Origin of the sequence: Alkalihalobacterium chitinilyticum, assembly GCF_029028005.1 — a bacterium.
Taxonomy (GTDB): domain Bacteria; phylum Bacillota; class Bacilli; order Bacillales; family Bacillaceae_F; genus Alkalihalobacterium; species Alkalihalobacterium chitinilyticum.
Genome location: NZ_JAOTPO010000001.1, coordinates 245,195 through 270,462 on the forward strand (window position 1 = coordinate 245,195; position 25,268 = coordinate 270,462).

The following is a 25,268-nucleotide window of genomic DNA, read 5'->3' on the forward strand; positions in this document are numbered from 1 at the left end:
TTGAGTCAGCCTCATTCCTTACGCATAAGAGTGTAAACCAGCAATTACTAAGTTAACAAATACAAGGTTAAACATGATGATGGCAAACCCTATTACACATAACCATGCTGAACGTTCACCGTGCCAACCTTTAGAAAGTCGAAGATGTAAATACGCAGCATAAAATAAGAATGTAATAAGAGCCCAAACTTCTTTAGGATCCCAACCCCAGAAGCGTGTCCAAGCAATTTGTGCCCATATCATTGCAAAAATTAAACCACCGAGTGTGAATATTGGGAACCCGATCGCAATCGCACGATAGCTTAATTCATCGACACGATCTGCATTTACTCCTTTTAAGATAGGCTGAATTTGCGCACCAATTGGTTTTCTAAAGATTAATCGTAACAACCAATATAAAACAATACCAGCTAACAAAGCCCAAACTACCGTATTTGCATCATCACTACGTAACCAAGCAGGCATTTCAAGCCACGGACTCATACGATCTTCTGTTAACAATTGACCTTCGTTTGGTCCTAGTAATGGGGGTAAATTATAGACCATTTCCGCTGGTTGGTCTTTTTCATTAACATATGAGAAGGATGCCTCATAATTTAATGCATTAAAAAGATACCCTACTAGTATAAATCCAACTGTTGCAATAATACTGTATAAAATAAACTCTAAAGATCTCGTCTTTTTATCCTTTTTAGAATAATCGATAGTACGAAGTAAATAAATCAAACCTGCAGCAAAGCCAATCGCAAGTATCCCTTGTCCTAATGCAGTTGTAATAACATGTATTTTCAACCAGATACTTTGTAAAGCAGGAATTAAAGGTGCTACTTCGCTTGGAAAAATCGATGCATAAGCTATGATCAACATGACGGTTGGCATCGAAAATAAGCCAAGTATGTTGGAGCGATAAATAGCGTAAATGATAATAAAAGCAAGTCCTACCATAATTCCTAAAAAGGTCGTATATTCAAACATATTACTTACAGGTGCATGCCCCGCTACGATCCAACGTGTAATAAAATAGCCCATTGCAAATAAAAAACCGACGATCGCAGAAATAAATCCGAATGTTCCCCAACGGTTACCACTCATTTCTCCTTGCTTGTCACGCCACTTCTTCCCTGTAATCGATACAGCAAAGAAGATTGTCGATGCTAAATACAAGAAGAAAGCAACCATTAATAAATTACTACTTAAAGCTGCCATCTTGCACTTCCTCCTTAGGTTGTTTCTCATCTTCCTTTAAAGCAACTTGGTCTACTGGAGAAGAAAGTTCTGTTCCTTCAATCATTCGATCGACTTCATCTTTCAAAGAGTTCCAGTTTTTATTCGTATGACCAGCGATCCAAATTTCTCCATTAATACGTTGAAACCAAATTCTACGATGTACCCAATATGATCCTTGAATGAGTCCAATCATGAAGATCAATCCGCCGACAATTAAGATACCTAGTGTATAGTCTTTTCGTACCGTTAGAGCTGTAACATTTTTAGTTTCCACACCATCAAATCGTAATTGGTAATCATTCTCCCCGAAAGGTTCTAAGTTTTGTCCAATGGCTAAGAAACTTACTTCTCCATCGGGATGTTCAGGAGATACCATTTCAAAGATGAACGCAGGATTATTAGGAATTCTTGACTGGCTCGCAGGCTGTCCTTGGTCATTTAAGAAATAATCAGGGAAGTAATGGCGAACTTTTACCTTATAGCCATCTCCTAAGTCATATTCTGCTTGTGGATCAAATAGATTGACAGAAAAGCCTCCAATCGGTTCTTCTGCCCCTTTACGGAGCATATTAAAGCTCATTTCATTTAACTCATGTAATTTGTAATCGACTTGATATAATGCAAAACCATCAAATTTAAATGGCTGATTTACTAGAATTTCATGGCGATCCACTTCTACCAATTCTGCATCTGCACCAATTGTATCGGTTTCTTCTCTTTTAAATAGGACTGCATTGGTTTGATACGTTTTAACGACTGTAGCTCCAGAGTTTCTAATCGCTTCTCCAAATACCTCATCGTCTTCATCATATAACTCAACAATGAACTTTTCATTTTTTAAGTAATACTCTTGATTCGTACCTGGAATAACCTCAATTTCCCCTTCACGAATCCAAACAAAGTCGTCGATATACATGCCTGGGAAGTAACGTAACATACAGCCAATTAAAAAGATGATAATTCCAATATGGTTAACGTATGGACCCCAACGTGAAAAGCGACCTTTCTCACCCACAAGGTTTCCATTTTCTTCAGTTACGTTATACTTACGCTTTTCTAAATTCTCTTTAACTTTTGTAATTGCTGCATCATCATTACTCACTTTTGAAGTTCCAAAAATTCGTTGACGTTTCAAAAAGTTTTCGTGTCTCGTTACTCGTTGTGTTTTTAGAGCACGATATAATGGAACTACACGATCCAAGCTTGCAATCGTTAAAGAAACTCCTAGGGCTGCTATTAATAGCATGTACCACCATGAACCATAAAGGTCATGAAAACCAAGCTGGTAGTAGAGCTGACCTAAAAATCCGTATTCTTCCGCGTAAAACCGTGCTGGATTTACTCTGGGTGGTATATACATTTCTTGTGGAAATATTGTCCCGATAGATGATGCAACGAGAGTAATCACGATAATCCATATTCCTACTTTGACGGAAGAAAAGAAATTCCAAATTTTATCAATTATCGTCTTATTGTAGGTTTGCGACCGGCGTGCAACACCTTCATATCTCATATTAAGAAGTTCAGTCTTTTCAGCTTCTAAAGGTTTACCACACGATTCACAAATTTCAGTTCCAAATGGATTGACATGACCACATTCGCATTTAATTTCTTTACTCATGTGAACACCTCATTAGGATTGCGGTTTTATCTCTTCTAAAAATTTTCTTACGATTGGCTCGTCCATAAATCCAGTATGCACCCGGACGACTTCTCCAAATTCATCAATTAAAATTGTGGTTGGAAGTGGACGAATTCCATAAGCTTCTGTAATTTTCCGTCCTTTGTCGATAGCGACTGGAAACGACAGCTTGTACCGGTCTACAAAATTTTGAACGACCAAATCGGACTCGTCTACATTTAGTGCGATGATCTCAATTCCTTGATCTTTATACTCGTGGTAAAGCTCTTCCATTATAGGCATTTCTTTTTCGCACGGTGGACAAAATGTTCCCCAAAAGTTTAAGAAAACACCTTTCCCTTCTAGTTCTCTTAATTCAATCGTTTCGCCGACTAAATCAGCAACGACAAAATTTTTGGCCTTATCTCCTGCACGAACAACCGATTGATCTGAAAAGAAGTTGATATAGAACGTATAACCGATAGCGATCGTGATGATTGCTAAAATGGAACTACGAATAATAAGCCTTCTTTGTTTCATTATGCTCTCCCCTCTCATAAAGAAAAACGCGTCGGGCGTTTATCTCAAAAGTAAGAAGTGTTGTTAGATTGGTAGAAATCGACTTTGATACGTGCCCACTTCTTTTCTTCTCAACTACCTTTTACTCACAGATGATTTGACTATGTGATTGTTTCAAAGAAGTATGAAAAAAGTTTGAAGAAAATTTAAAAACAGGTTAGAAAGAATGGTTTATTCTTTCTAACTTTTAAATTACGACATTTTTCTACCTTTAGTCTTATTATAACTATGGGAATGTTGCTTATTTAGTTAAGATTATGACTTTTGTGTGACAGCTATTTCTCGGAAATGTTTAACCTCAATTGGCTTCAAAGGCCTGAATTCGCCAGGTGTCAGTCCTGTAAGATCCAAGAAACCATATTGCTCTCTTTTTAATTTCATCACTTGATAGCCTAGCGCTTCAAACATTCTGCGTACTTGACGATTTCTTCCTTCGTGTATTGTTAATTGAACAATTGATGTTTGATTTTTTTTATTCACTGAAAGCACCTTAACTTTTGCAGGTGCCGTCTTGCCATCTTCTAGGCGAATCCCGTCTTTTAACTGCTTTAACTGTTCTCTTGTAGGGACACCTTTAATTTTTGCAACATACACTTTATCAATTGTATGTCTTGGATGCATCAGAAGATTAGCAAACTCCCCGTCATTCGTTAACAGAATAAGTCCAGAAGTATCGTAGTCGAGTCTACCTACTGGAAAAATTCTTTCCTCTGCTTCGATAAAATCGGTTACGACTTTACGACCCTTGTCATCTGATACACTTGAGATGACGCCAGCTGGCTTATATAGCAAAAAATAAACCGGTTGTTCCCGGTCAATTGGCACTCCATTTACTTCTATGTCATCTTTATTAGCGTTTACTTTAACTCCTAATTCACGAACTATTTGACCGTTAACACTTACCCTTCCTTCAACTATTAACTGTTCTGCTTTTCTTCTTGATGTTACACCCGCTTGGGCAATAACTTTTTGTAATCGTTCCATATTTTCACCTCATTGAACATCTTAAAGCTTCTGATGTAAATTCTCAAGTTTTCATTATTATAGGCTAATTATTGTCACTTTTTACATATTAGATAAGCTAGACTTAATAATCAATACTTTTTATTTTTTATTTCTTGCTCTTTAGGGTACTTGCACAACATTTGTGAGAAGATCAAAAGAAAAAAACACTAACCGGAGTTAGTGTTAATAATAAAGTTTACGGTCCAAACACTAATGTAACGATAACAATAGAAGCAATAATACCAACTATATCTGCTAAAAGCCCAACTTTTAAAGCATCACCCATTTTCTTAATCCCGACTGCTCCAAAATAAACGGTTAACACATACAATGTCGTGTCTGTACTTCCTTGCATCGTGGAGGCTAGTCTACCTATGAAAGAGTCCGGACCATATGTAGCAATTAAATCTGTCGTCATTCCTAAAGCTCCTGTTCCAGAAATAGGCCGGATCATTGCTAGAGGAACAATTTCGCTAGGAACACCAATCGCATGCAATACCGGCCTTAATGAATCAATAATAAAGTCCATTGCTCCTGATGCCCGAAAAACTGATATAGCTACAAGCATTCCAACTAAATAAGGAATGATTGAAATGGCCATTGAAAAGCCTTCTTTTGCTCCCTCAACAAACGTTTCATACGTAGGAACTTTTTTGTATGTTCCATATAACAAAATAAAAGCGATAAGCATTGGAATTATCCATATTGATATTACTGTTATCCATCCCATGCTTACCTCCTCCTCATTCGACGATAATAAAAATATCGATCAATTAGAATGGCACCAACCGTTGAACAAAATGTAGCAAGTATCGTTGTCCCGACAATTTCTGTAGGTGATACTGAATCATAGGTCATACGAATTGAAATAACAGTCGTTGGTATTAACGTAATACTAGCGGTATTGATCGCTAATAAGGTAATCATTGATCGACTAGCTTCGTCTCGGTCACCATTTAACCTGCGTAACTCTTGCATTGCTTTAATCCCCATAGGTGTAGCCGCATTTCCCAAACCAAACATATTTGCTGTCATGTTGGAAAGAATGTAACCCATTGCTGGATGATTACTAGGTACTTCCGGAAATAATCTAGTTGCAATTGGCCTCAACAGTTTTGCTAATCCGTCTAACAGACCGGCACTCTGTGCAATTTTCATCATCCCCAGCCAAAAAACAAGGATACTTATTAGCCCGAAGCAAATGGTGACTGCATCTTTAGCACCTGCAAATATAGCTTCATTTACCTCAGGCATTTTCCCATTTATTCCTGCAAAAATTAGTCCAATGATGAGCATGGTCACCCAAATGATATTAATCAATGATTTTCACTCCCAAAGTGAGAAAGAAAATTTCCTTTATTTGAGACCAAAATCCTTTTTTCTCCTCTTCTATTGGTGTTAAGAAATAAAGAGGGATACTATTTAATGTTTTACCATTCATTGTTATAGTTAACTTCCCAACCGGTTGGGGCATATAAATATTATTGGCCTCTTCACCTTTTGGGGGACGATATAGGGTAATATCCTTTTTTACGCCTTCTCTTTCTTTCACAGTAAGCGGGTACTTAAATGTATATGGTATATAAACTCTATCTTTGTAGAATTCATCTTGAATACCCTTGATCGTTCCTTCCTCTGCGAGAGTCTCGACTTGATATCGGTCAAATGCAGAATTAAATAGATTCATATGATCGTTCCAGTCACTTGGTGCATTTAAAGTAACACAAATTAAATCTAGATCTTCTTTTGTCGCTGTTGACACAAGCGTTCTTTTCGCTCTTTTTGTGAAACCTGTCTTACCGCCTGTAGAGTATTTGTATAATTGAGTAAGAAGTCTATTTTTATTTTGCCAGTAACTATATACGTCACCTTCTCTTTGTGCCTTATAATTTTTAGTAGACGAAATTTCTCGATATTGCTCGCTCTCCATTGCATACTGCGTAAGCTTCGCCATGTCATAAGCGGTTGAATAATGTTCTTCATGATCATCAAGTCCGTGTGGGTTTGAGAAAACGGTTCGATTCATACCGATTTCTTGAGCTTTTTGATTCATTAAATAAACGAACCCTTCAAGACTTCCCCCAACATGTTCGGCTATCGCGACAGCAGCATCATTTCCAGACCGGAGCATAAGACCATACACTAAATCCTCAAGCTTAATTTTTTCTCCAGCTTTTAAATAAAGGGACGATCCTTCTGTTCCTTCCGCTCGAGTTGAAACTTTTACATACTCTTCCATCTTTCCTGATTCAACTGCTAGAATCGCTGTCATAATCTTGGTAATACTAGCAATCCTCATTTGTTGATGTTCATTTTTCCCATATAATACTCGACCTGAAGATTGTTCAATTAAAATAGCCCCTTGGGCAGAGACCGAAAAAGCCTCACTTTTACTCGTAAATGAAAATGTAGAAAGTAATAAACTAATAGATAAACATATGATTAGTACTTTTTTTCTCATGTACATATAAATCCCCGCCTGAATAGTAGTTTGTACAAGTGTATGCACAAGAAAATGAAGTATGAACAAATTTGTCCAACTCCTAATAAAATGGAATACTTCCCCATCTATTTGAGAAAACTATCATGAATTAATTACTACTATAGTTAAGTGATTTGGTGATGAAATGGACGATATTCTTAGAGAATCTGTCATTATACTGGCTCGCATTTTAACGATCTTTCCGTTGTTTTTAATGGTTACAATTTATATGGGTAAACGTTCGCTTGGCGAAATGCCTATATTTGACTTTCTCATCATTATTACATTATCTAATGTTATTGGTGCCGATATTGCCGACCCAACCGTTGATCATATTTATACCTATTTAGCTGTTATCGTCATTCCATTACTCCAAAAGTCGGTTGCTCGTTTATTAATATCCAATCGTAAATTAGGTAAGAAACTTACTTTTGAACCGACTTTAGTTATTCAAGATGGAAAAGTACTAGTTGAAAACTTAAGGAGGATACAATATACCATCGATAATGTATTGCAAATGTTAAGGCAGAAAGATATCTTTGATATTCGGGAGGTTAAAGTCGCTATCATTGAAGGAAATGGACAAATGAGTGTAATGAAGCAAGAAAATAAGATGGAAGTTACCATTGAAGATATGAATTTAGAGAAAAAGAGTGTCAGTTTAGCTCTGCCTTTAATCGTAGAAGGTGAGGTTTACGAAGACATCTTAACTTATGTAGGCTTAGATCGTCCGTGGCTCATTAAAGAGTTACAAAAGAGAAGGATACCAAACGTGAATCGAATTTTTTTCGCTTCTATTAATCAAAATCAAGAACTTCATATTTCATTGAAAAAAGAAGAGCAACATATGCCTCCTTTTTATCATTAACGTGAAATGAAAATAAGAAAAGCACAAGCGCCCCTTTAGCCACGTACGAACTGGAGCACACCGTATGAGCTAAAGGAACACATGAATTTTGTAGGTTTATGTCGAGAAATCGATAAAATGAAAAAGTTGAATATAAAATCAGTAAAGTTAAAAATAAACTGAACTAAGTTGAAAATAAATTAACCAAAGTTGAAAATAAATGCATAAAGTTCTTAAAATCAAGCCAGTCTTGGAGCTAGACTCTGAATTTTATACTTTCTATCACTCAAAAACAAGAGGCAGCATCACAGATCCGCCTCTTATCTCAAAATTGGTTTTAACTTTTTCATTACATCGTCCATATCTTTAGCACAACGTTGATACATTTTTTTTGCCTGCTCGGACTCAGTCTCCATGGAGAAAACTTCCAAATCAGCTTGACACTTTTTAATCGATGCAAATAAAAGTGGTTTTTCAACAGGTTCTGGAATTTCAATTTGATCATCAAATACATCGACAGTTAACTCTCCATAGGAGTCTATTTGGCCTAAATAGACATTTTCAATAGCAACACCTATTTTGTCTAGTTCATGTTCTAACCATCTCCGGTTAAATCCTATAGTAGCAAGTGGTTCATCTAGAATTTTCCCGTCCATGATTACTGTTTCTGGCTGCTTAATTGGAGCGACCTGGATTTGCATATCCTTTGGCGTTAAAGGTTGATAATCTTTTTTTAATAGAACGTTAACTGCTCCATTTGGCTCTAGAACGGCAAACTCTACATCCGCAACACGGAAGACGTCTTTTGTTCTTAGTTTACTCAACAATTCGTCTGTCGTATATCGACCTTTTCTAATATTATCTTCAAGGACTTTACCGTCTTTAATGATCGGGATGCCTTTACCACCGATTACATTTCGAAATGTCTTACTTTTTACAGATAATGAACCGATAATGTAGGGGATAAAAATCCATATAAATAGAGCTATGGCTACATGGCCAGCGGGGATGCTTAATGCTACAGAACCAATTCCAACAATGATAGCCACCGCCGCCGCTACGATAAATTCAAAGTACGAAAGCTCTCCAATAGCTTTGCGTACAAAGAGTTTCGCACCAACCAAAACAACAATAATACCAACTGATGAGCGTAAAACGATTTCTAACCAGCCTGGCAAATGAAACCCTCCTCTCTTAAATCTTTCATAAACTAAAATCCATTATATTGAGGCTCTTCTCGTTCAAGTTCGCCGATTCTCTTTTCGATGTCGCCAATTACTTTTCTAGTGGTTAAGCAGGTTTCATGAAAAACTTGTCGCACTTCTTCATCTTCTGTTTCAATTGAAAATGTATTTAATGATGCCTCAATTCCCTTGAGTGAAGAAAGGCACTGTTTTACCTGTGAAGCTACTGTCATATCAATCCCTCACTATCCCTTAGGTTTAAAAATCAATGCTGCAAAAAAACCAAATATTATAGCGGCTGAAATACCCGCACTCGTAACTTCAAAAATCCCTGTAATAACACCGACTAACCCATGCTTTTCAGCTTCTGCCATGGCCCCATGAACTAATGCATTACCAAAACTTGTAATTGGGACGGTTGCACCAGCCCCCGCAAAGTCGATGAGCGGCTCATACAACCCAAACCCATCTAGTACGGCTCCTGTTACAACTAACGTGCTCATTGTATGTGCAGGGGTAAGTTTGAGAACATCCATTAAAATTTGTCCAATAACACAAATAATACCTCCAACTACGAATGCCCAAAAAAAGATCATCGTTATTAGTCACCTCCTGCTTCAATTGCAACTGCGTGGGCGATACATGGGATCGTTTCTTTTTGTTGAAATGATAATGGAGATAATAGAGCCCCTGTCGCTACAATTAACATTCGGTTAATTTCTCCACGTTTCATTCGATTAAGTAAATGCCCGTATGTAACTGCAGCAGAACAACCTGATCCACTTGCACCAGCGAGTACGGGTTGTTTCTCTCGATAAATCATTAAACCGCAATCTTGAAATTTTTCTTCAGTCAGCTCTAATCCATGCTTTGCTAATAAATCAATTGCGATAGAGTGACCGATCTTGCCTAAATCGCCTGTTGCAATGAGATCATAATGGTCAGGACCAACTTGCATATCTCTTAAATGAGCTTCAATTGTATCAACAGCTGCTGGGGCCATGGCTGCTCCCATATTGAACGGATCACTTACCCCCATATCAACGACTCTTCCTATCGTTGCAGAAGTTACTCTCGGTCCGTTGCCTGTTTTTCCTAATAATCCAACGCCAGAGGCAGTTACCGTCCATTGAGCAGTCGGTGGTTTTTGAGCACCGTATTCCGTAGGGTATCTAAATTGCTTTTCTACAGCTGAGTTATGACTTGATGACCCAGTCAATATATAATTAGCTCCACCTCCGTTTAATATAAACGCTGATAATGCTAATCCTTCCATTGAAGTTGAGCACGCCCCAAATAGCCCAATGTATGGAATACTTAATGTTCGACAAGCAAAACTCGTTGGCGTAATTTGATTGACTAAGTCACCTGCAATAATAAACTCCACAGCTTCTTTTTCTATTCCGCCTTTTTCAATCGCTTTATTACATGCTTCTTCAAATAAAATGCGATGTGCTTTTTCATAAGAGTCTTGTCCCATCCACATATCTTCGTGAAGCGTATCAAAATCGTCAGGAATATTTCCGTTCGCTTCAAAAGGACCACCGACAGTACCAGTAGATAGGATGACAGGCTTTGATTCAAACGTCCAAGTTCGATGGCCGGTTAGCATTATAATCCCCCCCATTGAATAACAATTGTTTTAATAATGGCAATTACAAACGCGGCTACCGTTCCAAAAACAATAACTGAACCAGCTAATTTAAACATATTACCACCAACACCAAGCACATACCCTTCCGTACGATGTTCAATGGCAGCACTAGCTACAGAATTAGCAAATCCAGTAACAGGGACAGCTGTTCCAGCACCAGCTATTTGTGCTATCCGATCATACACACCAAATCCTGTTAGTAATACCGATAGAAAAATCAGAAATGCCACGGTTGGATTACCTGCAGTACGTTCTGTAAAATCAAAAAATGTATAAAAGAAAGTTTGTACGAACTGACCGAACAAACAAATTAAACCACCAATAAAAAAAGCACGAATACAATTTTTAAGCCATGGTCGTTTAATTTCATGTTCACTAGCGAATTTTTGGTATTCTTGTTGCACTGGGGTTAAGTTTTTCTTTTTTTGATCAGACATAGTTCGCTCCTCACTTTACCCTTTCATATCTTCTTCAAGTTTTTTTAACCTTTTGTCCAATTCTTCTTTTGAAATCCTCTCCTGTTTTAGCTGTCTTTCCAATTTTTCAAGCTCCATAAATATTTTTTTATCAGTTGAGAGAAAAATTGTTGAGTTAGGATAGCGTTTTTTCACTCGCTCAAAACCATCTTTTCTAATTCCTTCTAAATGGAGCCTGTCAAAATGTTTAACAGCTGGTGCGATGTAGATGTTGTCCTGATTGGCAACCCCTCTCACCTCAATCACCTCATCCATTGAAAGGACAATCTTTTTAGCATTGTCAGCTTGCGTTTGATCAACAATAGCTTCTTGACCAATAAACAGCGGAGTTTGTTCTTGTTGTTGTAAGTTCATTTGACCACAACCAACCTGCATGCAAACTAACGTAAAAAAAGTTAAAATAAATAAGGAAAACTTTTTCATTGAAACCACCCTATTCTCAGCTTCTTATTGATTATAGTTTGACAAATGTCCGATATTATATGTAACCGATTTTGCATTGTATAAACTGTAAGAAGAAGGTTGACGTTTATCACATCAACCTTTAACCAGTATGTTAGTTCTTATATTGTGGTTCTTCTTGTTCAATTTCTTGTACACGTGGCGCTAAAGTATCTACTATACCTTGAGTTTGTTGCGCTAAGTTTTGGAACATTTGCTTCGCTTGTTGGTTTTCAGTTTGCAGTGAAAATGTTTCAAAACTTGCTTGTGCACTCTTTAATCCAGCTAATGTTTGTTTTACTTGACTTGCTACTGTCATGGTGGTTCCTCCTTGAAAATATTAATAATGGTACGATACTAATTATTTGATTTATAAAACTAAATAATAATAGAAAAATATTGGGATTTAATAAGGAGTGTAAAATGTTATCATCCTTTTTGATATTAATACTCATCATTAATTTGTGCACATTCATTTTTCTGTTTTATATGTTCCGCACGTTAAGGTCACAAGGAAAAAAGCTTCAAAGACAAATGGAAGAACTACTAAAACATCCAAACAACAAAAAAATTGAGACTGAGCGTCTAACAGATGAGTGGAGATCTTATGTTTTTATACAAGCGTTACAAGTAAGAGAAGCGGTTTCAAAGCAAGTAAATAACTTACATCCTAAATGGATCGAAGAAGCACCCGCTTCACACGGCCTTACTCATAAGGAATTAGCCGAAGCCTTTTCCCCTAAACAAATTGAGGCGATCACTCATTTTTGGAGAGTATTTCATCAATACACAGATAACTATTGGAAAACGGAAGAAGGAAAAATTAAAACTGTCTTTAAAGGTTCGATCGACTTAAAAGGAAGCGAAGTTCATACAATCCAAACCTCATCTAAACAACTACTGCCTAAACTTGATCAATTACTAATAAAAATAAAAGGAGTTGAGCACTAATATGCTTACTCCTTTTTGTTTTGAGTAATTATTCCATTGTTGGGACATTCTAAGGTAAACATTCACTTATTAGCTGAGGGCAAACCATTGAATACGAACTTTTTTTATTTAACAACTGAATTAATTACTGGCTTTTTTGCTTTATTAGTTATCACTAAAGTCTTAGGAAAAACGCAAATTACTCAACTTACCCCGTTTGATTTCATATCAGCACTCGTTCTCGGTGAACTCGTCGGGAATGCTATTTACGATAAAGATATTGGCCTGAATTATGTCATTTATGCTGTAATTGTTTGGGGTACTTTAATTTATTCCGTTGAGTGGTTGACACAAAAGTACAAGGGTACAAGAAACTTTTTACAAGGCAAGCCATCCATTGTCATTCGTGAAGGTAACATTGATTATCAACAATTAAAAAAAGATCACATGGACATTAATCAGCTGCAACAATTATTACGGCAAAAAGATGTTTTTTCGATTCGTGAAGTGCAATATGGGATTTTGGAATCAAATGGCTCCCTTAGTATTTTAAAGAAAGACAATTACGAACAGCCGAATAAAAAAGACCTAAACATGCAATCTCAACATGTCTTTCTTCCGATTACCCTTATTCTTGATGGTGAAATTTTAGTTGATAATTTGAGAGAAAGCGGCTACAACCTAGCTTGGTTAAAACAACAGCTGTTTACTTACGGTATTACTGATGAAAAAGAAGTTTTTTATGCAGAATGGCTCGAAGGAGATTCTCTATATATTAATACATACAGTTCATAAGGAGTGGGATCATGTTTTTTCGAATGGTTATCGTTATTCTTATCATTTTTTTATCTGCCTGCCAGGGAGCAAACGATCAAGGTGGGGCTACTATTCAACAACTTGAAAAAGATAACATAAAACCCGATAAGAAAGTTATTCTCATCATGATTGACTCGATGATGGGATCTCTCATAGATAATAGTAAAGAAAAAGGGAAAATACCAGCTCTTGAATATTTAATAGAAAATGGTCAATACCATAAAGATTTAGTTGCCCCTTTTCCATCTATGTCTGTTGTTATTGAAAGTACATTAATGACTGGTGAAATGCCAGATACTCATAAAGTTCCGGGTCTCGTTTGGTATAATCCTGATGAAAATCGAATTGTTGATTACGGCTCAACTATGGAAAAAATGATCAAGCTGGGAATGAAACAGAGTTTAGTGGATTCACTCTATCATTTAAACAATTCTCACTTAAGTCCACAAGTGACAACGATACATGAAGTCTTACAACAAAAAAGATATTCCACAGGTTCTGTCAATTTTTTAATCTATCGCGGTCAAACGACTCATGACATGACACTGCCCGTCTTACTCGATCAATGGTTAAACTTAAATCAGTCACTTCAAACAAAAGGTCCTGACCTCTTAGCATTTGGGAGTGCTGTAAAACCTAAAGTGATGGAAGGAAAGGATGTTCCTGATACATTCCTATCTAACTTTGGTCTAAACGATGAATATTCGGTTACAGTCGTTAGTGAGATGATTAAACAAGGTGAACAACCTGATTTTTTAGCTGTATTTTTGCCAAGCTTTGATAAAGAAGCTCATAATAATAGTCCGCATTATCGTGTCGGTTTTGAAAGAGCGGAAGCCTTCTTCCAAGATATATTAAATAGCTATGATAGCTGGGATCAAGCTTTAGAGGAAAATATTTTTATCGTATTTGGTGATCATGGTCAAGATAAATTGTTAGATGATGAATTAGCCATGTCTATACCGCTTCACGATATCTATCAAGAATATTCTGTCGCTCCATTGACTGACGATGCGACACAAGGTGATATCGTTATTGCTAATAATCATCGGATGTCTTATATTTACCCATTACAAGATACGGGATTGTTACCAGATCTAGCGGAAACTGCGATGGTTGATAAGCGCATTGAATTTGCTTCGTGGATTGATGAAGATTGGGTATATGTCATTTCACCCGATTATAACGATGCCTTTCGCTTCAAGCATGGGGGACAATGGGTGGATCGATATAATCAAACGTGGGAATGGGAAGGGAATGAAGAGATTGTAGGAATTAAAATTCATGAAAACCGTTCACGATTAAGCTATACCGATTTTCCAGACGTCTTAAACCAAATAATGACATCCTTAAACAGTAACACTCACCCAGCGGTTGCCCTAGCAGCCAAACCAGGTCATACGTTCCAATCGGAAGGTGCGCCTCTACACGTCGATGGAGGCGAACATGGTGGTTTACACAAAAATGATACATTAGGTGCTATCGTTATTGCTGGTACGGATAAACCGTTTGAAAATCCACGGATGGTCGATTTAAAAGATTACATTCTCCAGTTTTTCAAATAAATGTAAGAGGCTGACTTTAACAAAAGTCAGCCTCTTTTCTCTTAAAACGGCTCCCACCGTAATTCGCGAGCTCTCATATACCGCTCAGTAACATGCGGCCAGTTTACGACATTCCACCAGTTATTAATGTATGGCTCCCGTTCATTTTTGTATTGTAGGTAGTATGCGTGTTCCCAAACATCTAATGGTAATAATGGAATAACATCCCACTGGCTTAAATTTTGGTGTTTTTCTGCCTGGAGAATTTCTAAGCGATGGGCTCTTGGTGCCCACACTAATATCGTCCAACCGACAGCTTCTACTTTTTTTGCCGCTTCTGAGAAGTGTTTTTTAAATTGTTGAAAACTACCGAAATCTTTTCTTATTTGATTAGCTAAATCACCAGTTGGTTCACCGCCGCCTTTTGGGCTCATAGCATTCCAAAAGATCGTGTGTAAGTAATGCCCAGCCCCATTAAAAGCTGCCTCTCTTTCCCAATGCTTGATTAAGTCGAAGTTACCAGTTTTTCTTGCTTGTTCCATCTTCTTTTCCGCTTTATTTAATCCATCCACATAACTTTGATGATGTTCTTGATGGTGTAATCGCATAATCTCAGCTGCGATATAAGGTTCAAGCGCTTCGTAACTGTAGGGTAGAGGTGGAAGTCGATGTTCTCCAATAGGCACAGGCTGAAGAGGGACATTTCCCGCAGTAATTACATGTTCAGCTCGTTTCATATTGTTTATAAGCAGTTCCCAACTTTCATATAGCCTTCCCGTTTCGGCTTGTAATTTATCGATCGGTGTTCGCTGTTCAAATAAACTTTTTACTTGTTGTAACTTTTCCTCAAAGTTTTCAATTTCACTTTGGTTTAACCTCTGTTTTACATTCACGTCTAATTTAGACCATGTTTCTTCTAATTTCCCGGTCCAAACTTGTAATTGTTTTTGATAACCTTCCATTAATCCGTCTCCTCCTTAAACGCACAGTCATCGCTCTACTATATGCCTATACAACCCCACTTGGTGATAATCACATTCTAGGCGTTTATAACATATGTTATGTTTGATGAACGAACGATTAGGAGGGGTCTTTTTGAACACATTTCAAGAGGTTGCATTATTTGAACATCGTTTTTGGTTGCAAGTATTAGGTGATCATGCTCGTTTTATCCGTGATGCCTTATCTCCAATTGAAGAAGAAGAAGTCGAGATCGCCAAACAATATATAGATACCTTTGATCAACTTCTAGAAATGGCACGCCAAGATATTAGTGGCGCACCGTTAAAACAACTTACTGAACTATCTCTAGAGCAAGCCAAAGGAATTCGTGAATTTAAACTTCACTTACTTCGTGAGCATTTAGTAGGCGATATTGAGATTGGTTTACCTCCTACATTTTTAAATCATATGGTCAATGAAGTCGATGAGTATTTGCGTATTCTTCCTTATTTAGTGGAAGGAACCATTCCTCCTGTCACTCACCCTCTACATCATCACCTCGTTTGGCTTCTCGATGCAGCTGGCCACGCAGATGCAATCACAGGAGAACTAGATATGGTGGAGAAGAAATTAAGTAAAAAAAGTGAAGAGTTTACAGAGACATTTGAAAATTTTTATATTAAAGCTGTAGAATTAGCTGGGTACTTACGAGCAAATGTCGATAAATTCCCAGCACTTCATCGTTTTAATGATCAAGTTGAATTAGAAATTGAGCTCTTCAAAGTATTTCTAAGAGAACTTGAGGAACTTGAAATGACGAATAAGTTGCTAGGGACGTTTTCCGAATTAATGGCTGATCATATGGCAAGAGAAGAGTGTTACTACTTAATGAAATTGGCAGAATCAAGTGAAACGACTATGCCAGATTGTGATCCGACCACACCAAGAAATGAATAAAAAAAGTGCAGCGTAATGGCTGCACTTTTTCGTTACTTGGAATGAAGCATCTTGGTTTGAAAATCTGTTTCGTAATATTCTAGTTCTTCACGAATTGATTGAAATGGACCTTCAATCGATTTCATTAGTTCTTTTAAGGATTCCGGAACGGGCTTTGAAAATTTAATTGCATTTTTCCCTGTATACGCTGAACGGCTGTCTTCAAACCAGTTATCAATACGGGGGTTAAAAAACTCCTCAATGCAATTATGATAAACCCAATATAATGTTTTCTCAGCAGCCGCTTTACGGAACGTCTTTCCATTTAGAATAACTTCACTTGCATCTTTACCTTCTTCACAAAAAACAAGGACACGTCGTAATGATGAAAGCACCGCTTTGTAATATTCTTCATCTGTTTGGTTATCTTCACTTAACATTTCTGTTAATTTTGTATCATTTAAGTACTCACTTATTTTTTCACAAATACCCTTTAGAGTAGTATGTGCTAAGGTTAATTGACTTTCAACCAAGGTATTCCCCATGGTGGTGACACCTCCACTTTTAATAATAATTATATTATACGACAGTTCGGACAAGAACACCTTACTATTTTTTGTAAAAGGTTCCTATGTATATCTTACAATTGGCTTTTGCCTTGTGTGACGAGGTTATTCATAATTCCTTTGATTTGCTCAGGATCAACGTCCCTGAATAGTGCTTCCATTTCTTTAAGTTCATTAATGTATATACGCTTTTTTTCTTTATTACCCGGATTTTGCAACAAACAAACTAAAGCGACGATATCTTTAAATGTTACTTCTCTTTGATTCGTCGCTAATATTGGGTTTTCTTTAAAAGGAGATATCTCTGATGATTTTTCATCAAAAAAACGTACATATAACACATTTAACTCCTTTTCTTGTCCATTATCAGTATATGTTACAGTAGAACGATTGAAGAAATCTTCAGACGTGTTGGGCTTTTCCTTTTCTAATTCAATTCCTTCAGCCTTAATTATAATCACAACAACCTCTCCTAACTGTAAAGTAATGTATTCTAATTATATCATATTAACTTTCACTGTTGTCCTCACTTAAGAGCGGCTCCATTCCTTCCTCAAACTTCTTAAAGAATAGATCTGCGTCCTCTTCCAAGAACCCTTCGTCGACTTGATCTGGTAAAGGCGGTAATTCCTTTAGAGATTTTAGGCCAAAGTAATCTAAAAACTCCTTTGTAGTGCCATATAATATCGCCCGACCACTACCTTCTGCTCTTCCTACATCTTTTATCAGCAGTTTTGCAGTTAACGTTTGAATCGCTTTTTCCGTCTTGACTCCACGAATTTCTTCAATTTCAACTCTGGTAATCGGCTGTTTATAAGCTACGATTGCCAAAGTTTCTAGTGCAGCCTGGGACAAGCCAGTATGTCCCGGCGCTTCTACTAATTGTTGGAAGTAAAGGGCATGCTCTGGTTTGGTTGTTAATTGATAAGCACCGGCCATCTCAATTAATTGCATGCCACGCTTCATTTCTTTTAAGTCAACTTCTAAATCGTGTAACGCTTCTTGCACCGTTTCTCGTTCCACTTTTAGAATGCTTGCTAACTGTTCTTCTGTAAGTCCGTCTTCACCGGCTACGAATAATAATCCTTCAATGATACCTTTTAATTCATCTAAACTAATTGGATTAAACAGCGTCAATGAATAGACCCCTCCTCCTTGATGTAGATCATGATGTCAGAAAAATTATTTTCCTGTTCACAAATGATGGCATTTTTCTTCATTAATTCTAAGACAGCTAAAAACGAGATAACGATGTGTGAACGCTCTCCAACAGCAAACAACGAGTAAAAGCTCCGTTTACCACCAGTACGAGATAAATCCTCCATAATCTCACCCATTCTCGTCTCAATCGAATACTCTTGACCCTTTACAGTTTTTGCTACAGGTGCTTGCATCTTTTTACGCTTGAGCATAGATTGATAAGCATCTAGCATGTCAAAAAGTGTAATCCCTTTTAACGTTACTTCTTTTCTTTCTTCTCTTGGAAAATACCTTTCTAGATTGACTGGAGGTTTCGTATGAATTAATGCACGCTCCACTTGACGATCTTGAAGATCCATTGCAGCTTCTTTAAACTTTCTATATTCAATCAGACGGTTCATGAGCTCTTCACGTGGATCATCTTCATCAAATTCTATGCTTTCATCATTATCCCATTCTTCTTGTTGCTTTGGGAGTAACATCTTACTCTTAATAGCTAACAACGTTGCTGCCATCACTAAATATTCACTTGCTATGTCTAATTGTAACTCCTGCATCGTTCGAATATATTGCATATACTGATCGGTTATTTTAGCGACTGGAATATCATATATATCTACTTCTGCCTGATTTATTAAATGTAACAGTAAATCTAAAGGACCTTCAAATGCGTCCAATTTTACACTGTACTGACTGTTCATCTCATCACCAATTTCTATTTAAAACCGTTGCTAGACAGGATTATATCATACTTTTCATTCGGCGATATTGATTATTTTCATTTATGTTTAGCTTTTATCAATGTGTGTTGTCATTTTCCTAACGAAAATACATATGATACACTTTTATTAACTAACTCTTTGGGGGAGTCATTTTATGAAATATCCACAAGCTTTTATAGACTATTTAATTTACTTTCATAGTCAACGTGATTTTTTTGAGTGTCATGAAGTATTAGAGGAACATTGGAAATCCGAAGAAGGCGGTAAAGAAAAGGTTTGGGTAGGATTTATTCAAATTGCAGTCGCCCTTTATCACTACCGTCGACAAAACTTTGAGGGTGCCAAGCGAATGATCACAAGTGCACTACGTATATTGGAGGAAGAGAAAAACAGGGTTTCCGATTTAGGGGTGAATAGTGAACAACTATTAGTGGACTTACCTTTGATTAAAAACAATATTGCAAACAAACTGCCATATCGAGATTATAATATCCCCATTGAAGATGAACGTCTTCTTCACGCTTGTACAAATCAATGTAAAAAAGAAAACCTTCAATGGTGCATTCCAAGTGACTTTAACGACCGTTATCTCATAAATAAACACTCACTTCGCAACCGCGAAGACGTTATTAATGAGAGAGTTCGACAAAAAGAATTAAAAAACAGAAAAAATTCTTAACAAAGAAAAAGCAAGGCTGACCATGAAGTGCTTTGGCCCTCGTTTTATATAACTACATCAGTCAAGATAGTTATAACCTCGAGGTGCCTAACACTACATTCAGTCAACCTCTATACATCTAGTAAACACGCAGAATAAAAGTCTTTTGTATCCTTATTTGGTTTAAGAGTGCCCGTAATTCTTTCTTGAACAGCCTGGAGCATTTGTTTACCAATTCCCTCGTCACGAAAAGACGGGTTTACACAAACGTGGCATAATTCGAAATCTCCATCACCGTCTTCATATATACCAATTACACCTACAATATCTTCTTCTTTCCATAAAAATAATTGCCATCTGTCATCATGTTCATATTTCTCTATTGTTTCTTGTAACGCTTTAATTTGTTTTTGCTTCGGCATATACGATAATAGCCCCATCGCAATCTTTTTGTAAGTAGATTTATATTTTATTAGCATATCAATCCCTCTTTAATCATTCTAGATCTGTGATGCGTAAGCTATCAAACTAAATTTTATCACATTCTCATAAGATATTGTGTGTTGTTTATGAAAATTTAGATAAACGTTACTTATAAAATATGTCAATTCGATAAAAATGTTAATAGGTTAAAGGTAGTTTTTTGTCAAAATACCGACTAAATTTTAAATTCTGGTACCCCTCTTTTTAAAATCAAACAAAAGAGAGCATAGCAGTATCACCGCTACACTCTCCATTCCATCACCTTGTATAGTAAGGCCGTATTACCGATTATTAAAGTTCAGCCTGGCCTTAGGTAAGTCGATGCTTACACAATTAACGATTGTGATGTTGCCACCTTATTGATTAAACGCACGATTTAAATTTGCCATTTCAATTGCAGCCGTTGCAGCTTCCCAACCTTTATTTCCTGCTTTAGTCCCTGCTCTTTCGATTGCTTGTTCAATCGTATCCGTTGTTAATACTCCAAAAATAACAGGGATCCCTGTTTGAAGGGACAAACTTGATACACCTTTTGCAGCTTCATTACAAACGAAATCAAAGTGAGGTGTTGCACCGCGGATGACCGTACCAAGTGTAATAACAGCGTCATATTTACCTGTTTCAGCCATTTTTTTAGCTGCTAATGGAATTTCAAAAGCTCCAGGTACCCAAGCAATATCTACATCTTCCTCAGAAAGACCGTGACGTTTAAGTGCATCTTCAGCACCGCCTAACAACTTGCTCGTAATAAATTCATTAAAACGTCCAACAACGATTCCTACTTTAAGACCTGAACCTACTAAATTTCCTTCAAATACTTTACCCATTTTCATTTCCTCCTTATTATGTATGAGAAGGGGATGAATTCCCCTTCCTTCTTCTTTTAAATTTTAGTGAAAATTACCCATGTACCTAAAAATATTCTTTAACTAAATATATAAATCTAAAAATGAAGCATATGTCCTAATTTTTCATGCTTGGTTTTCAAATATCCTTCATTATTAGCATTGTGCGGCAACTGAAGCGGAACTCTGTCCACAACCTCAAGACCATAACCCGCTAACCCCTTTATTTTCCTTGGGTTATTCGTCAATAAATTCATTTTTGTAATACCTAATTCACGTAAGATTTGTGCACCAATACCGTATTCCCGGAGATCAGGGGCAAAACCTAATTTTAAGTTGGCTTCTACTGTGTCGTATCCTTCTTCTTGCAACTTGTATGCTTTCAATTTATTGATAAGTCCAATTCCGCGCCCTTCTTGACGCATGTAGAGAAGTACCCCTCTACCTTCTTGCTCAATCTGCGCTAAAGCTGCATGAAGCTGAGGACCACAATCACAACGATGTGAACCAAACACATCACCGGTTAAACACTCAGAATGAACCCGAACTAACGTAGGTACATCTGGAATAATTTCACCTTTAACTAGTGCAATATTTTCTTTGCCATCTAAAACATTGGTATATCCAATGGCTTTAAAGTCACCGAATTCAGTAGGTAAATTAATTTCAACTTCTCTTTCCACTAACTTGTCTTTACGATGACGATATTCAATTAAATCTTTAATTGTAATCATTTTCAGTTCATGTTCATCTGCGATCTTTCGTAAATCAGGTACACGTGCCATCGTGCCATCGTCTTTTATAATTTCACAAATAACGCCTGCTGGCTTTGCACCTGAAAGTCGAGCTAAGTCAACCGCTGCTTCGGTATGCCCAGCACGTCTTAAAACTCCCCCATCTTTTGCAACTAACGGGAAGATATGACCTGGTCGTTTAAAATGATGTTTCTTTGTTTCATCATCAATTAAAGCTTGAACTGTAACTGATCTCTCATGCGCACTAATACCTGTCGTAGTTGTATGGTGATCAATACTAACTGTAAAAGCTGTCCCATGCGGATCCGTATTATGATCGACCATCGGGAAAAGATCTAACTGTTTTGCTCGCTCTTCTGTAATAGGAGTACAAACTAAACCTCTTCCATACTTAATCATAAAATTTATGACTTCTGGAGTCGTTTTCTCTGCTAGTGATACAAAATCACCTTCATTTTCACGGTCCTCGTCGTCACAAACGATAACAACTCGACCTTGCATTAATTCATAAATGGCTTCTTCAATTGGATCAAACATGACTTTCCCCCCTTTTTATTTAAAACCATGCTCTTCTAAAAAGCTTTCTGTAAGAGAATTATTCGTTCCTTGTTGTGGCACCCTTGCAGTAATAAACTGTTCAATATATTTTCCTACGATATCACACTCGATATTAACAATATCCCCCGGATGCTTTGCACCTATGACGGTTTCACTTAAAGTGTGTGGAATAATTGAAACCGTAAAAGAAGTTTCATCGACTCCAAAAACCGTTAAACTAGTTCCGTCAACTGCAATTGAACCTTTGTATAGAACATATCTCCTTAATTCAGGAGCTATTTCAACTTGAAAATATACAGCATTGTCAACTGCTTCACGCTTTTTAATTTTTCCGACTCCATCCACATGACCTGATACAAAATGGCCACCGAATCGACCGTTTGCAGCCATGGCACGTTCTAAGTTCACCTTTGAGCCTCGTTGCAAAGTCTTCAAACTTGTACTTCTAACCGTTTCCGGCATGAGATCAACCGTAAATTTATGATTATCAAATGATGTAACCGTTAAGCACACACCATTTACCGCAATGCTATCACCTAAATGTACATCCTTTAAAATTTCATCGGCTTGGATAGTCATAACAACAGCTTCATTATTTTGTCGGATATTTTCAATCGTACCTAACTCTTCGATAATTCCAGTAAACATATTATCTTGCCCCCTTTGGTATAGAAGTAATTTTTATGTCAGGGCCTATTTGCTCAACTTTCAAGAAATCAAGTTCTAATACTTCAGACATCGCTGTGAAGCCTTCACCACCAAAAGAACTCGGTGCCGACATTCCTCCAATTAGTTTAGGAGCGATATAAGTTATTACTTGATTAACTGCTCGCTCTTTTAAAAAGCTAGAATTTACAGTTGCTCCACCCTCGACAAACAAAGACGTAATTCCTTTATCTCCTAATGTATCTAAAAGTTTTTCAATTTCAATGTTGTCCCCTAATGACAGAACCGTAACACCTAATTGTTCTAGTTGTTCTTTTTTTATATTGTCCGCACAATCAGTTGTGAAAATCCATGTATTTGAGCTAGTATCCGTCACAACGGTGGAATGAAGTGGAGTACGCAATTTAGAGTCTAAAATAACTCGAATTGGGTTTTTACCTCCATTTGGGATCCTAGTCGTTAAACTTGGATTGTCCGCTATTACTGTTCCAACACCAACTAGGATGGCATCATGCGTGTGTCTAAGGTAATGAACGTCCTCTCTAGCCTCACTACTTGTAATCCACTTACTATCCCCAGTAACTGTCGCTATCTTACCATCAAGACTTACTGCAGATTTTAACGTTACAAAAGGCTTATTCGTCTTTATAAAGTGGTAAAAGACTTCATTTAATTCATCGGCCTCTTTTTTCATTAAACCTACTTCTACTTCTATTCCTGCATTCCTTAACTTCTCTATCCCTCTTCCACTCACCTTTGGATTGGGATCAGTTGCAGCAATAACCACTCGCTTTATGTGAGATTTTATAATTAAGTCTGCACAAGGCGGGGTTCTTCCATGATGACTGCAGGGCTCAAGGGTTACATAAATCGTTGCCCCTTCTGCTTTCGTTCCCGCCATCCGAATGGCATGAACCTCAGCGTGAGCTTCACCTGCTTTCAGATGCGCTCCCATTCCAATAACTTGTCCATCTTTTACTACTACAGCTCCGACTAATGGATTTGGAGTCGTTTGCCCTTGTGCCGAACGAGCGATTTGTATGGCAAGTTCCATATACTGTCGATCATTCATCGTTCCAGCCTCTTTCTATCATGTAATAATTAGAAAAGCGCAAGGTGCCTGCTTATCGGCGACAAGCGCTGGACCGAAGCGACCTCGAGCCGATGGCACCTGAAGCTAGACATCTCCGCATTTTATATTTCTTAGCATTTAACAAAAAAGAGGCGCCCCTAATCCATCTGATCATACTAGCTTTCACTTAAAAGTTAGTATGATCCAGACTTTGGGACAGCCTCTTTATATAAGAATTCGAAAGAAAAGACATCACTAAATAAACGTTCGTATAAGTGTACAAAAAACAGAAAAAGGTTTTAGCAATTTCCAAAAATAAGCAGATTCCACCTCTGTACATATACGCGCTCTTCTCTTCCTTCTCCCATCCAGACTATCACTGTCGGCCCTGGAGTTTCACCAGATCCACCGTTATGAGCATTCTCCATAACGGGTCACGGACTAAGAAACAAATCGTTTCATCACCGCCGGTAGGGAATTTCACCCTGCCCCGAAGGAATATATTGAAAACCTATTCATTTTCTAAATTGTATCCTTAAATAATAAGTTTCGTCAACTAAAAGATATTCAGAACGAAGAAGAGGCTGACTCTAATGAGTCAACCTCTTTTTTTTACTCTTCCCAAACTTTCACTTCAGACATTACATCACCTTGATGAATGCGTAATACAGTATCCATTCCCTCTACTACTTGACCGAACACAGTATGTACACCATCTAAATGAGGTTGTGGTTCATGTACGATGAAGAACTGACTGCTTCCAGTGTCTTTCCCTGCATGCGCCATTGATAAAGATCCAGCGACATGCTTATGTGGGTTACCTTCTGTTTCACATTTAATCGTTTTACCACTCCCACCCGTACCATTACCAGTTGGGCAGCCACCTTGTGCTACGAAACCAGGAATAACACGGTGAAACGTTAAACCATTATAAAACCCTTTGTTTGCTAACTCTTCAAAATTTGCAACAGTGTTTGGTGCTTCCTCTGAGAATAATTCAAAAATGATTTGTTCCCCATTTTCAAATTTGAAGCTTCCTTTTTTCATTATGTATGTCCT

General features: G+C 37.3%; 31 protein-coding genes and 1 riboswitch. Of the genes, 6 read left to right on the forward strand and 25 right to left on the reverse strand.

All coding sequences use genetic code 11. The annotated features are described in order from the left end of the window. Positions 1-18: 18 nt before the first annotated feature. From ccsB to N7Z68_RS01255, 7 genes are all read right to left on the reverse strand, one after another. Positions 19-1,206 carry a c-type cytochrome biogenesis protein CcsB gene (gene ccsB / locus N7Z68_RS01225; protein WP_275116629.1) on the reverse strand — a complete coding sequence of 396 codons (1,188 nt, stop codon included), beginning with the start codon at positions 1,204-1,206 and terminating at the stop codon, positions 19-21. After that, on the reverse strand, positions 1,190-2,848 hold the full coding sequence (resB, locus tag N7Z68_RS01230) for a cytochrome c biogenesis protein ResB (protein ID WP_275116630.1): 1,659 nt from the start codon (positions 2,846-2,848) through the stop codon (positions 1,190-1,192). Before resB ends, ccsB begins: the two co-directional genes overlap by 17 nt. A 12-nt stretch (positions 2,849-2,860) precedes the next feature. Continuing rightward, positions 2,861-3,388, reverse strand: coding sequence for a thiol-disulfide oxidoreductase ResA (gene resA, locus N7Z68_RS01235; RefSeq protein ID WP_275116631.1), 528 nt, complete (start codon positions 3,386-3,388; stop codon positions 2,861-2,863). Between the two features lie 294 nt (positions 3,389-3,682). Beyond that, complete coding sequence (locus N7Z68_RS01240; RefSeq protein ID WP_275116632.1) at positions 3,683-4,411, reverse strand: pseudouridine synthase; 729 nt, start codon at positions 4,409-4,411, stop codon at positions 3,683-3,685. Between the two features lie 217 nt (positions 4,412-4,628). After that, entirely contained in the window at positions 4,629-5,162 is a 534-nt protein-coding gene (locus N7Z68_RS01245) for a spore maturation protein (RefSeq protein WP_275116633.1), read from the reverse strand. 2 nt (positions 5,163-5,164) lie between these two features. Continuing rightward, positions 5,165-5,752, reverse strand: coding sequence for a nucleoside recognition domain-containing protein (locus N7Z68_RS01250; RefSeq protein WP_275116634.1), 588 nt, complete (start codon positions 5,750-5,752; stop codon positions 5,165-5,167). Then, positions 5,745-6,893: a D-alanyl-D-alanine carboxypeptidase family protein gene (locus N7Z68_RS01255; protein WP_275116914.1), complete on the reverse strand. Its 1,149-nt coding sequence runs from the start codon at positions 6,891-6,893 to the stop codon at positions 5,745-5,747. Before N7Z68_RS01255 ends, N7Z68_RS01250 begins: the two co-directional genes overlap by 8 nt. A 166-nt stretch (positions 6,894-7,059) precedes the next feature. On the opposite strand from N7Z68_RS01255, the gene N7Z68_RS01260 reads away from it, so the two are divergent. Beyond that, entirely contained in the window at positions 7,060-7,782 is a 723-nt protein-coding gene (locus N7Z68_RS01260; protein WP_275116635.1) for a DUF421 domain-containing protein, read from the forward strand. A gap of 299 nt (positions 7,783-8,081) precedes the next feature. Here N7Z68_RS01260 and N7Z68_RS01265 read toward each other — a convergent pair whose 3' ends face one another. The 7 genes from N7Z68_RS01265 to N7Z68_RS01295 all read right to left on the reverse strand — a co-directional run bounded on the left by N7Z68_RS01265 (position 8,082) and on the right by N7Z68_RS01295 (position 11,835). Then, the gene (locus tag N7Z68_RS01265) at positions 8,082-8,939 is read right to left on the reverse strand and encodes a DUF421 domain-containing protein (RefSeq protein ID WP_275116636.1); all 858 of its coding nucleotides are present in this window, start codon (positions 8,937-8,939) and stop codon (positions 8,082-8,084) included. A gap of 32 nt (positions 8,940-8,971) precedes the next feature. After that, on the reverse strand, positions 8,972-9,178 hold the full coding sequence (locus N7Z68_RS01270; RefSeq protein WP_275116637.1) for a DUF1657 domain-containing protein: 207 nt from the start codon (positions 9,176-9,178) through the stop codon (positions 8,972-8,974). A gap of 12 nt (positions 9,179-9,190) precedes the next feature. Further along, positions 9,191-9,541, reverse strand: a complete 351-nt coding sequence (gene spoVAE, locus N7Z68_RS01275) for a stage V sporulation protein AE (protein ID WP_275116638.1) — start codon at positions 9,539-9,541, stop codon at positions 9,191-9,193. A gap of 5 nt (positions 9,542-9,546) precedes the next feature. Further along, on the reverse strand, positions 9,547-10,557 hold the full coding sequence (spoVAD, locus tag N7Z68_RS01280; protein ID WP_275116639.1) for a stage V sporulation protein AD: 1,011 nt from the start codon (positions 10,555-10,557) through the stop codon (positions 9,547-9,549). Continuing rightward, positions 10,557-11,036 carry a stage V sporulation protein AC gene (spoVAC, locus tag N7Z68_RS01285; protein WP_275116640.1) on the reverse strand — a complete coding sequence of 160 codons (480 nt, stop codon included), beginning with the start codon at positions 11,034-11,036 and terminating at the stop codon, positions 10,557-10,559. The genes spoVAD and spoVAC overlap by 1 nt, the downstream gene beginning before the upstream one ends. 15 nt (positions 11,037-11,051) lie before the next feature. Further along, on the reverse strand, positions 11,052-11,498 hold the full coding sequence (locus tag N7Z68_RS01290) for a YhcN/YlaJ family sporulation lipoprotein (protein WP_275116641.1): 447 nt from the start codon (positions 11,496-11,498) through the stop codon (positions 11,052-11,054). Positions 11,499-11,631: 133 nt separating this feature from the next. Next, complete coding sequence (locus N7Z68_RS01295; protein WP_275116642.1) at positions 11,632-11,835, reverse strand: DUF1657 domain-containing protein; 204 nt, start codon at positions 11,833-11,835, stop codon at positions 11,632-11,634. Between the two features lie 104 nt (positions 11,836-11,939). On the opposite strand from N7Z68_RS01295, the gene N7Z68_RS01300 reads away from it, so the two are divergent. The 3 genes from N7Z68_RS01300 to N7Z68_RS01310 all read left to right on the forward strand — a co-directional run bounded on the left by N7Z68_RS01300 (position 11,940) and on the right by N7Z68_RS01310 (position 14,827). Continuing rightward, positions 11,940-12,467 carry a hypothetical protein gene (locus N7Z68_RS01300; protein WP_275116643.1) on the forward strand — a complete coding sequence of 176 codons (528 nt, stop codon included), beginning with the start codon at positions 11,940-11,942 and terminating at the stop codon, positions 12,465-12,467. An 87-nt stretch (positions 12,468-12,554) separates the two neighbouring features. After that, complete coding sequence (locus N7Z68_RS01305) at positions 12,555-13,241, forward strand: DUF421 domain-containing protein (RefSeq protein WP_275116644.1); 687 nt, start codon at positions 12,555-12,557, stop codon at positions 13,239-13,241. An 11-nt stretch (positions 13,242-13,252) separates the two neighbouring features. Beyond that, a complete protein-coding gene (locus N7Z68_RS01310) occupies positions 13,253-14,827 on the forward strand; it encodes an alkaline phosphatase family protein (RefSeq protein WP_275116645.1) in 1,575 nt (524 codons plus the stop codon). A 41-nt stretch (positions 14,828-14,868) separates the two neighbouring features. Here the strand turns inward: N7Z68_RS01310 and N7Z68_RS01315 are convergent, their stop codons facing one another. Then, complete coding sequence (locus N7Z68_RS01315) at positions 14,869-15,768, reverse strand: superoxide dismutase (RefSeq protein WP_275116646.1); 900 nt, start codon at positions 15,766-15,768, stop codon at positions 14,869-14,871. Between the two features lie 133 nt (positions 15,769-15,901). On the opposite strand from N7Z68_RS01315, the gene N7Z68_RS01320 reads away from it, so the two are divergent. Next, a complete protein-coding gene (locus tag N7Z68_RS01320; RefSeq protein ID WP_275116647.1) occupies positions 15,902-16,705 on the forward strand; it encodes a DUF2935 domain-containing protein in 804 nt (267 codons plus the stop codon). Between the two features lie 32 nt (positions 16,706-16,737). On the opposite strand, the gene N7Z68_RS01325 is transcribed toward N7Z68_RS01320, so the two are convergent. The 4 genes from N7Z68_RS01325 to N7Z68_RS01340 form a co-directional block, all read right to left on the reverse strand. After that, complete coding sequence (locus N7Z68_RS01325; protein ID WP_275116648.1) at positions 16,738-17,229, reverse strand: DUF3907 family protein; 492 nt, start codon at positions 17,227-17,229, stop codon at positions 16,738-16,740. A gap of 95 nt (positions 17,230-17,324) precedes the next feature. After that, positions 17,325-17,711: a hypothetical protein gene (locus tag N7Z68_RS01330; RefSeq protein WP_275116649.1), complete on the reverse strand. Its 387-nt coding sequence runs from the start codon at positions 17,709-17,711 to the stop codon at positions 17,325-17,327. Positions 17,712-17,757: 46 nt separating this feature from the next. Beyond that, positions 17,758-18,369, reverse strand: a complete 612-nt coding sequence (gene scpB / locus N7Z68_RS01335) for an SMC-Scp complex subunit ScpB (RefSeq protein WP_275116915.1) — start codon at positions 18,367-18,369, stop codon at positions 17,758-17,760. Positions 18,370-18,383: 14 nt separating this feature from the next. Continuing rightward, on the reverse strand, positions 18,384-19,151 hold the full coding sequence (locus tag N7Z68_RS01340) for a segregation/condensation protein A (RefSeq protein WP_275116650.1): 768 nt from the start codon (positions 19,149-19,151) through the stop codon (positions 18,384-18,386). A 175-nt stretch (positions 19,152-19,326) separates the two neighbouring features. Here N7Z68_RS01340 and N7Z68_RS01345 point away from each other — a divergent pair, with 175 nt between their 5' ends. Further along, positions 19,327-19,851, forward strand: a complete 525-nt coding sequence (locus N7Z68_RS01345) for a DUF309 domain-containing protein (RefSeq protein ID WP_275116651.1) — start codon at positions 19,327-19,329, stop codon at positions 19,849-19,851. Positions 19,852-19,961: 110 nt separating this feature from the next. On the opposite strand, the gene N7Z68_RS01350 is transcribed toward N7Z68_RS01345, so the two are convergent. The 6 genes from N7Z68_RS01350 to N7Z68_RS01375 form a co-directional block, all read right to left on the reverse strand. Beyond that, positions 19,962-20,309 (reverse strand): GNAT family N-acetyltransferase, encoded by a 348-nt coding sequence (locus N7Z68_RS01350; RefSeq protein WP_275116652.1) that lies wholly within the window; start codon positions 20,307-20,309, stop codon positions 19,962-19,964. Between the two features lie 360 nt (positions 20,310-20,669). Further along, the gene (gene ribH / locus N7Z68_RS01355; RefSeq protein ID WP_275116653.1) at positions 20,670-21,140 is read right to left on the reverse strand and encodes a 6,7-dimethyl-8-ribityllumazine synthase; all 471 of its coding nucleotides are present in this window, start codon (positions 21,138-21,140) and stop codon (positions 20,670-20,672) included. Positions 21,141-21,256: 116 nt separating this feature from the next. Then, positions 21,257-22,450, reverse strand: coding sequence for a bifunctional 3,4-dihydroxy-2-butanone-4-phosphate synthase/GTP cyclohydrolase II (locus N7Z68_RS01360; protein ID WP_275116654.1), 1,194 nt, complete (start codon positions 22,448-22,450; stop codon positions 21,257-21,259). A 15-nt stretch (positions 22,451-22,465) separates the two neighbouring features. Further along, positions 22,466-23,119, reverse strand: coding sequence for a riboflavin synthase (gene ribE / locus N7Z68_RS01365; RefSeq protein ID WP_275116655.1), 654 nt, complete (start codon positions 23,117-23,119; stop codon positions 22,466-22,468). 1 nt (position 23,120) lies between these two features. After that, positions 23,121-24,209 carry a bifunctional diaminohydroxyphosphoribosylaminopyrimidine deaminase/5-amino-6-(5-phosphoribosylamino)uracil reductase RibD gene (gene ribD / locus N7Z68_RS01370; RefSeq protein WP_275116656.1) on the reverse strand — a complete coding sequence of 363 codons (1,089 nt, stop codon included), beginning with the start codon at positions 24,207-24,209 and terminating at the stop codon, positions 23,121-23,123. A gap of 352 nt (positions 24,210-24,561) precedes the next feature. Continuing rightward, positions 24,562-24,711, reverse strand: a riboswitch (FMN riboswitch). Between the two features lie 110 nt (positions 24,712-24,821). Further along, a complete protein-coding gene (locus N7Z68_RS01375) occupies positions 24,822-25,256 on the reverse strand; it encodes a peptidylprolyl isomerase (RefSeq protein WP_275116657.1) in 435 nt (144 codons plus the stop codon). Positions 25,257-25,268: the final 12 nt, after the last annotated feature.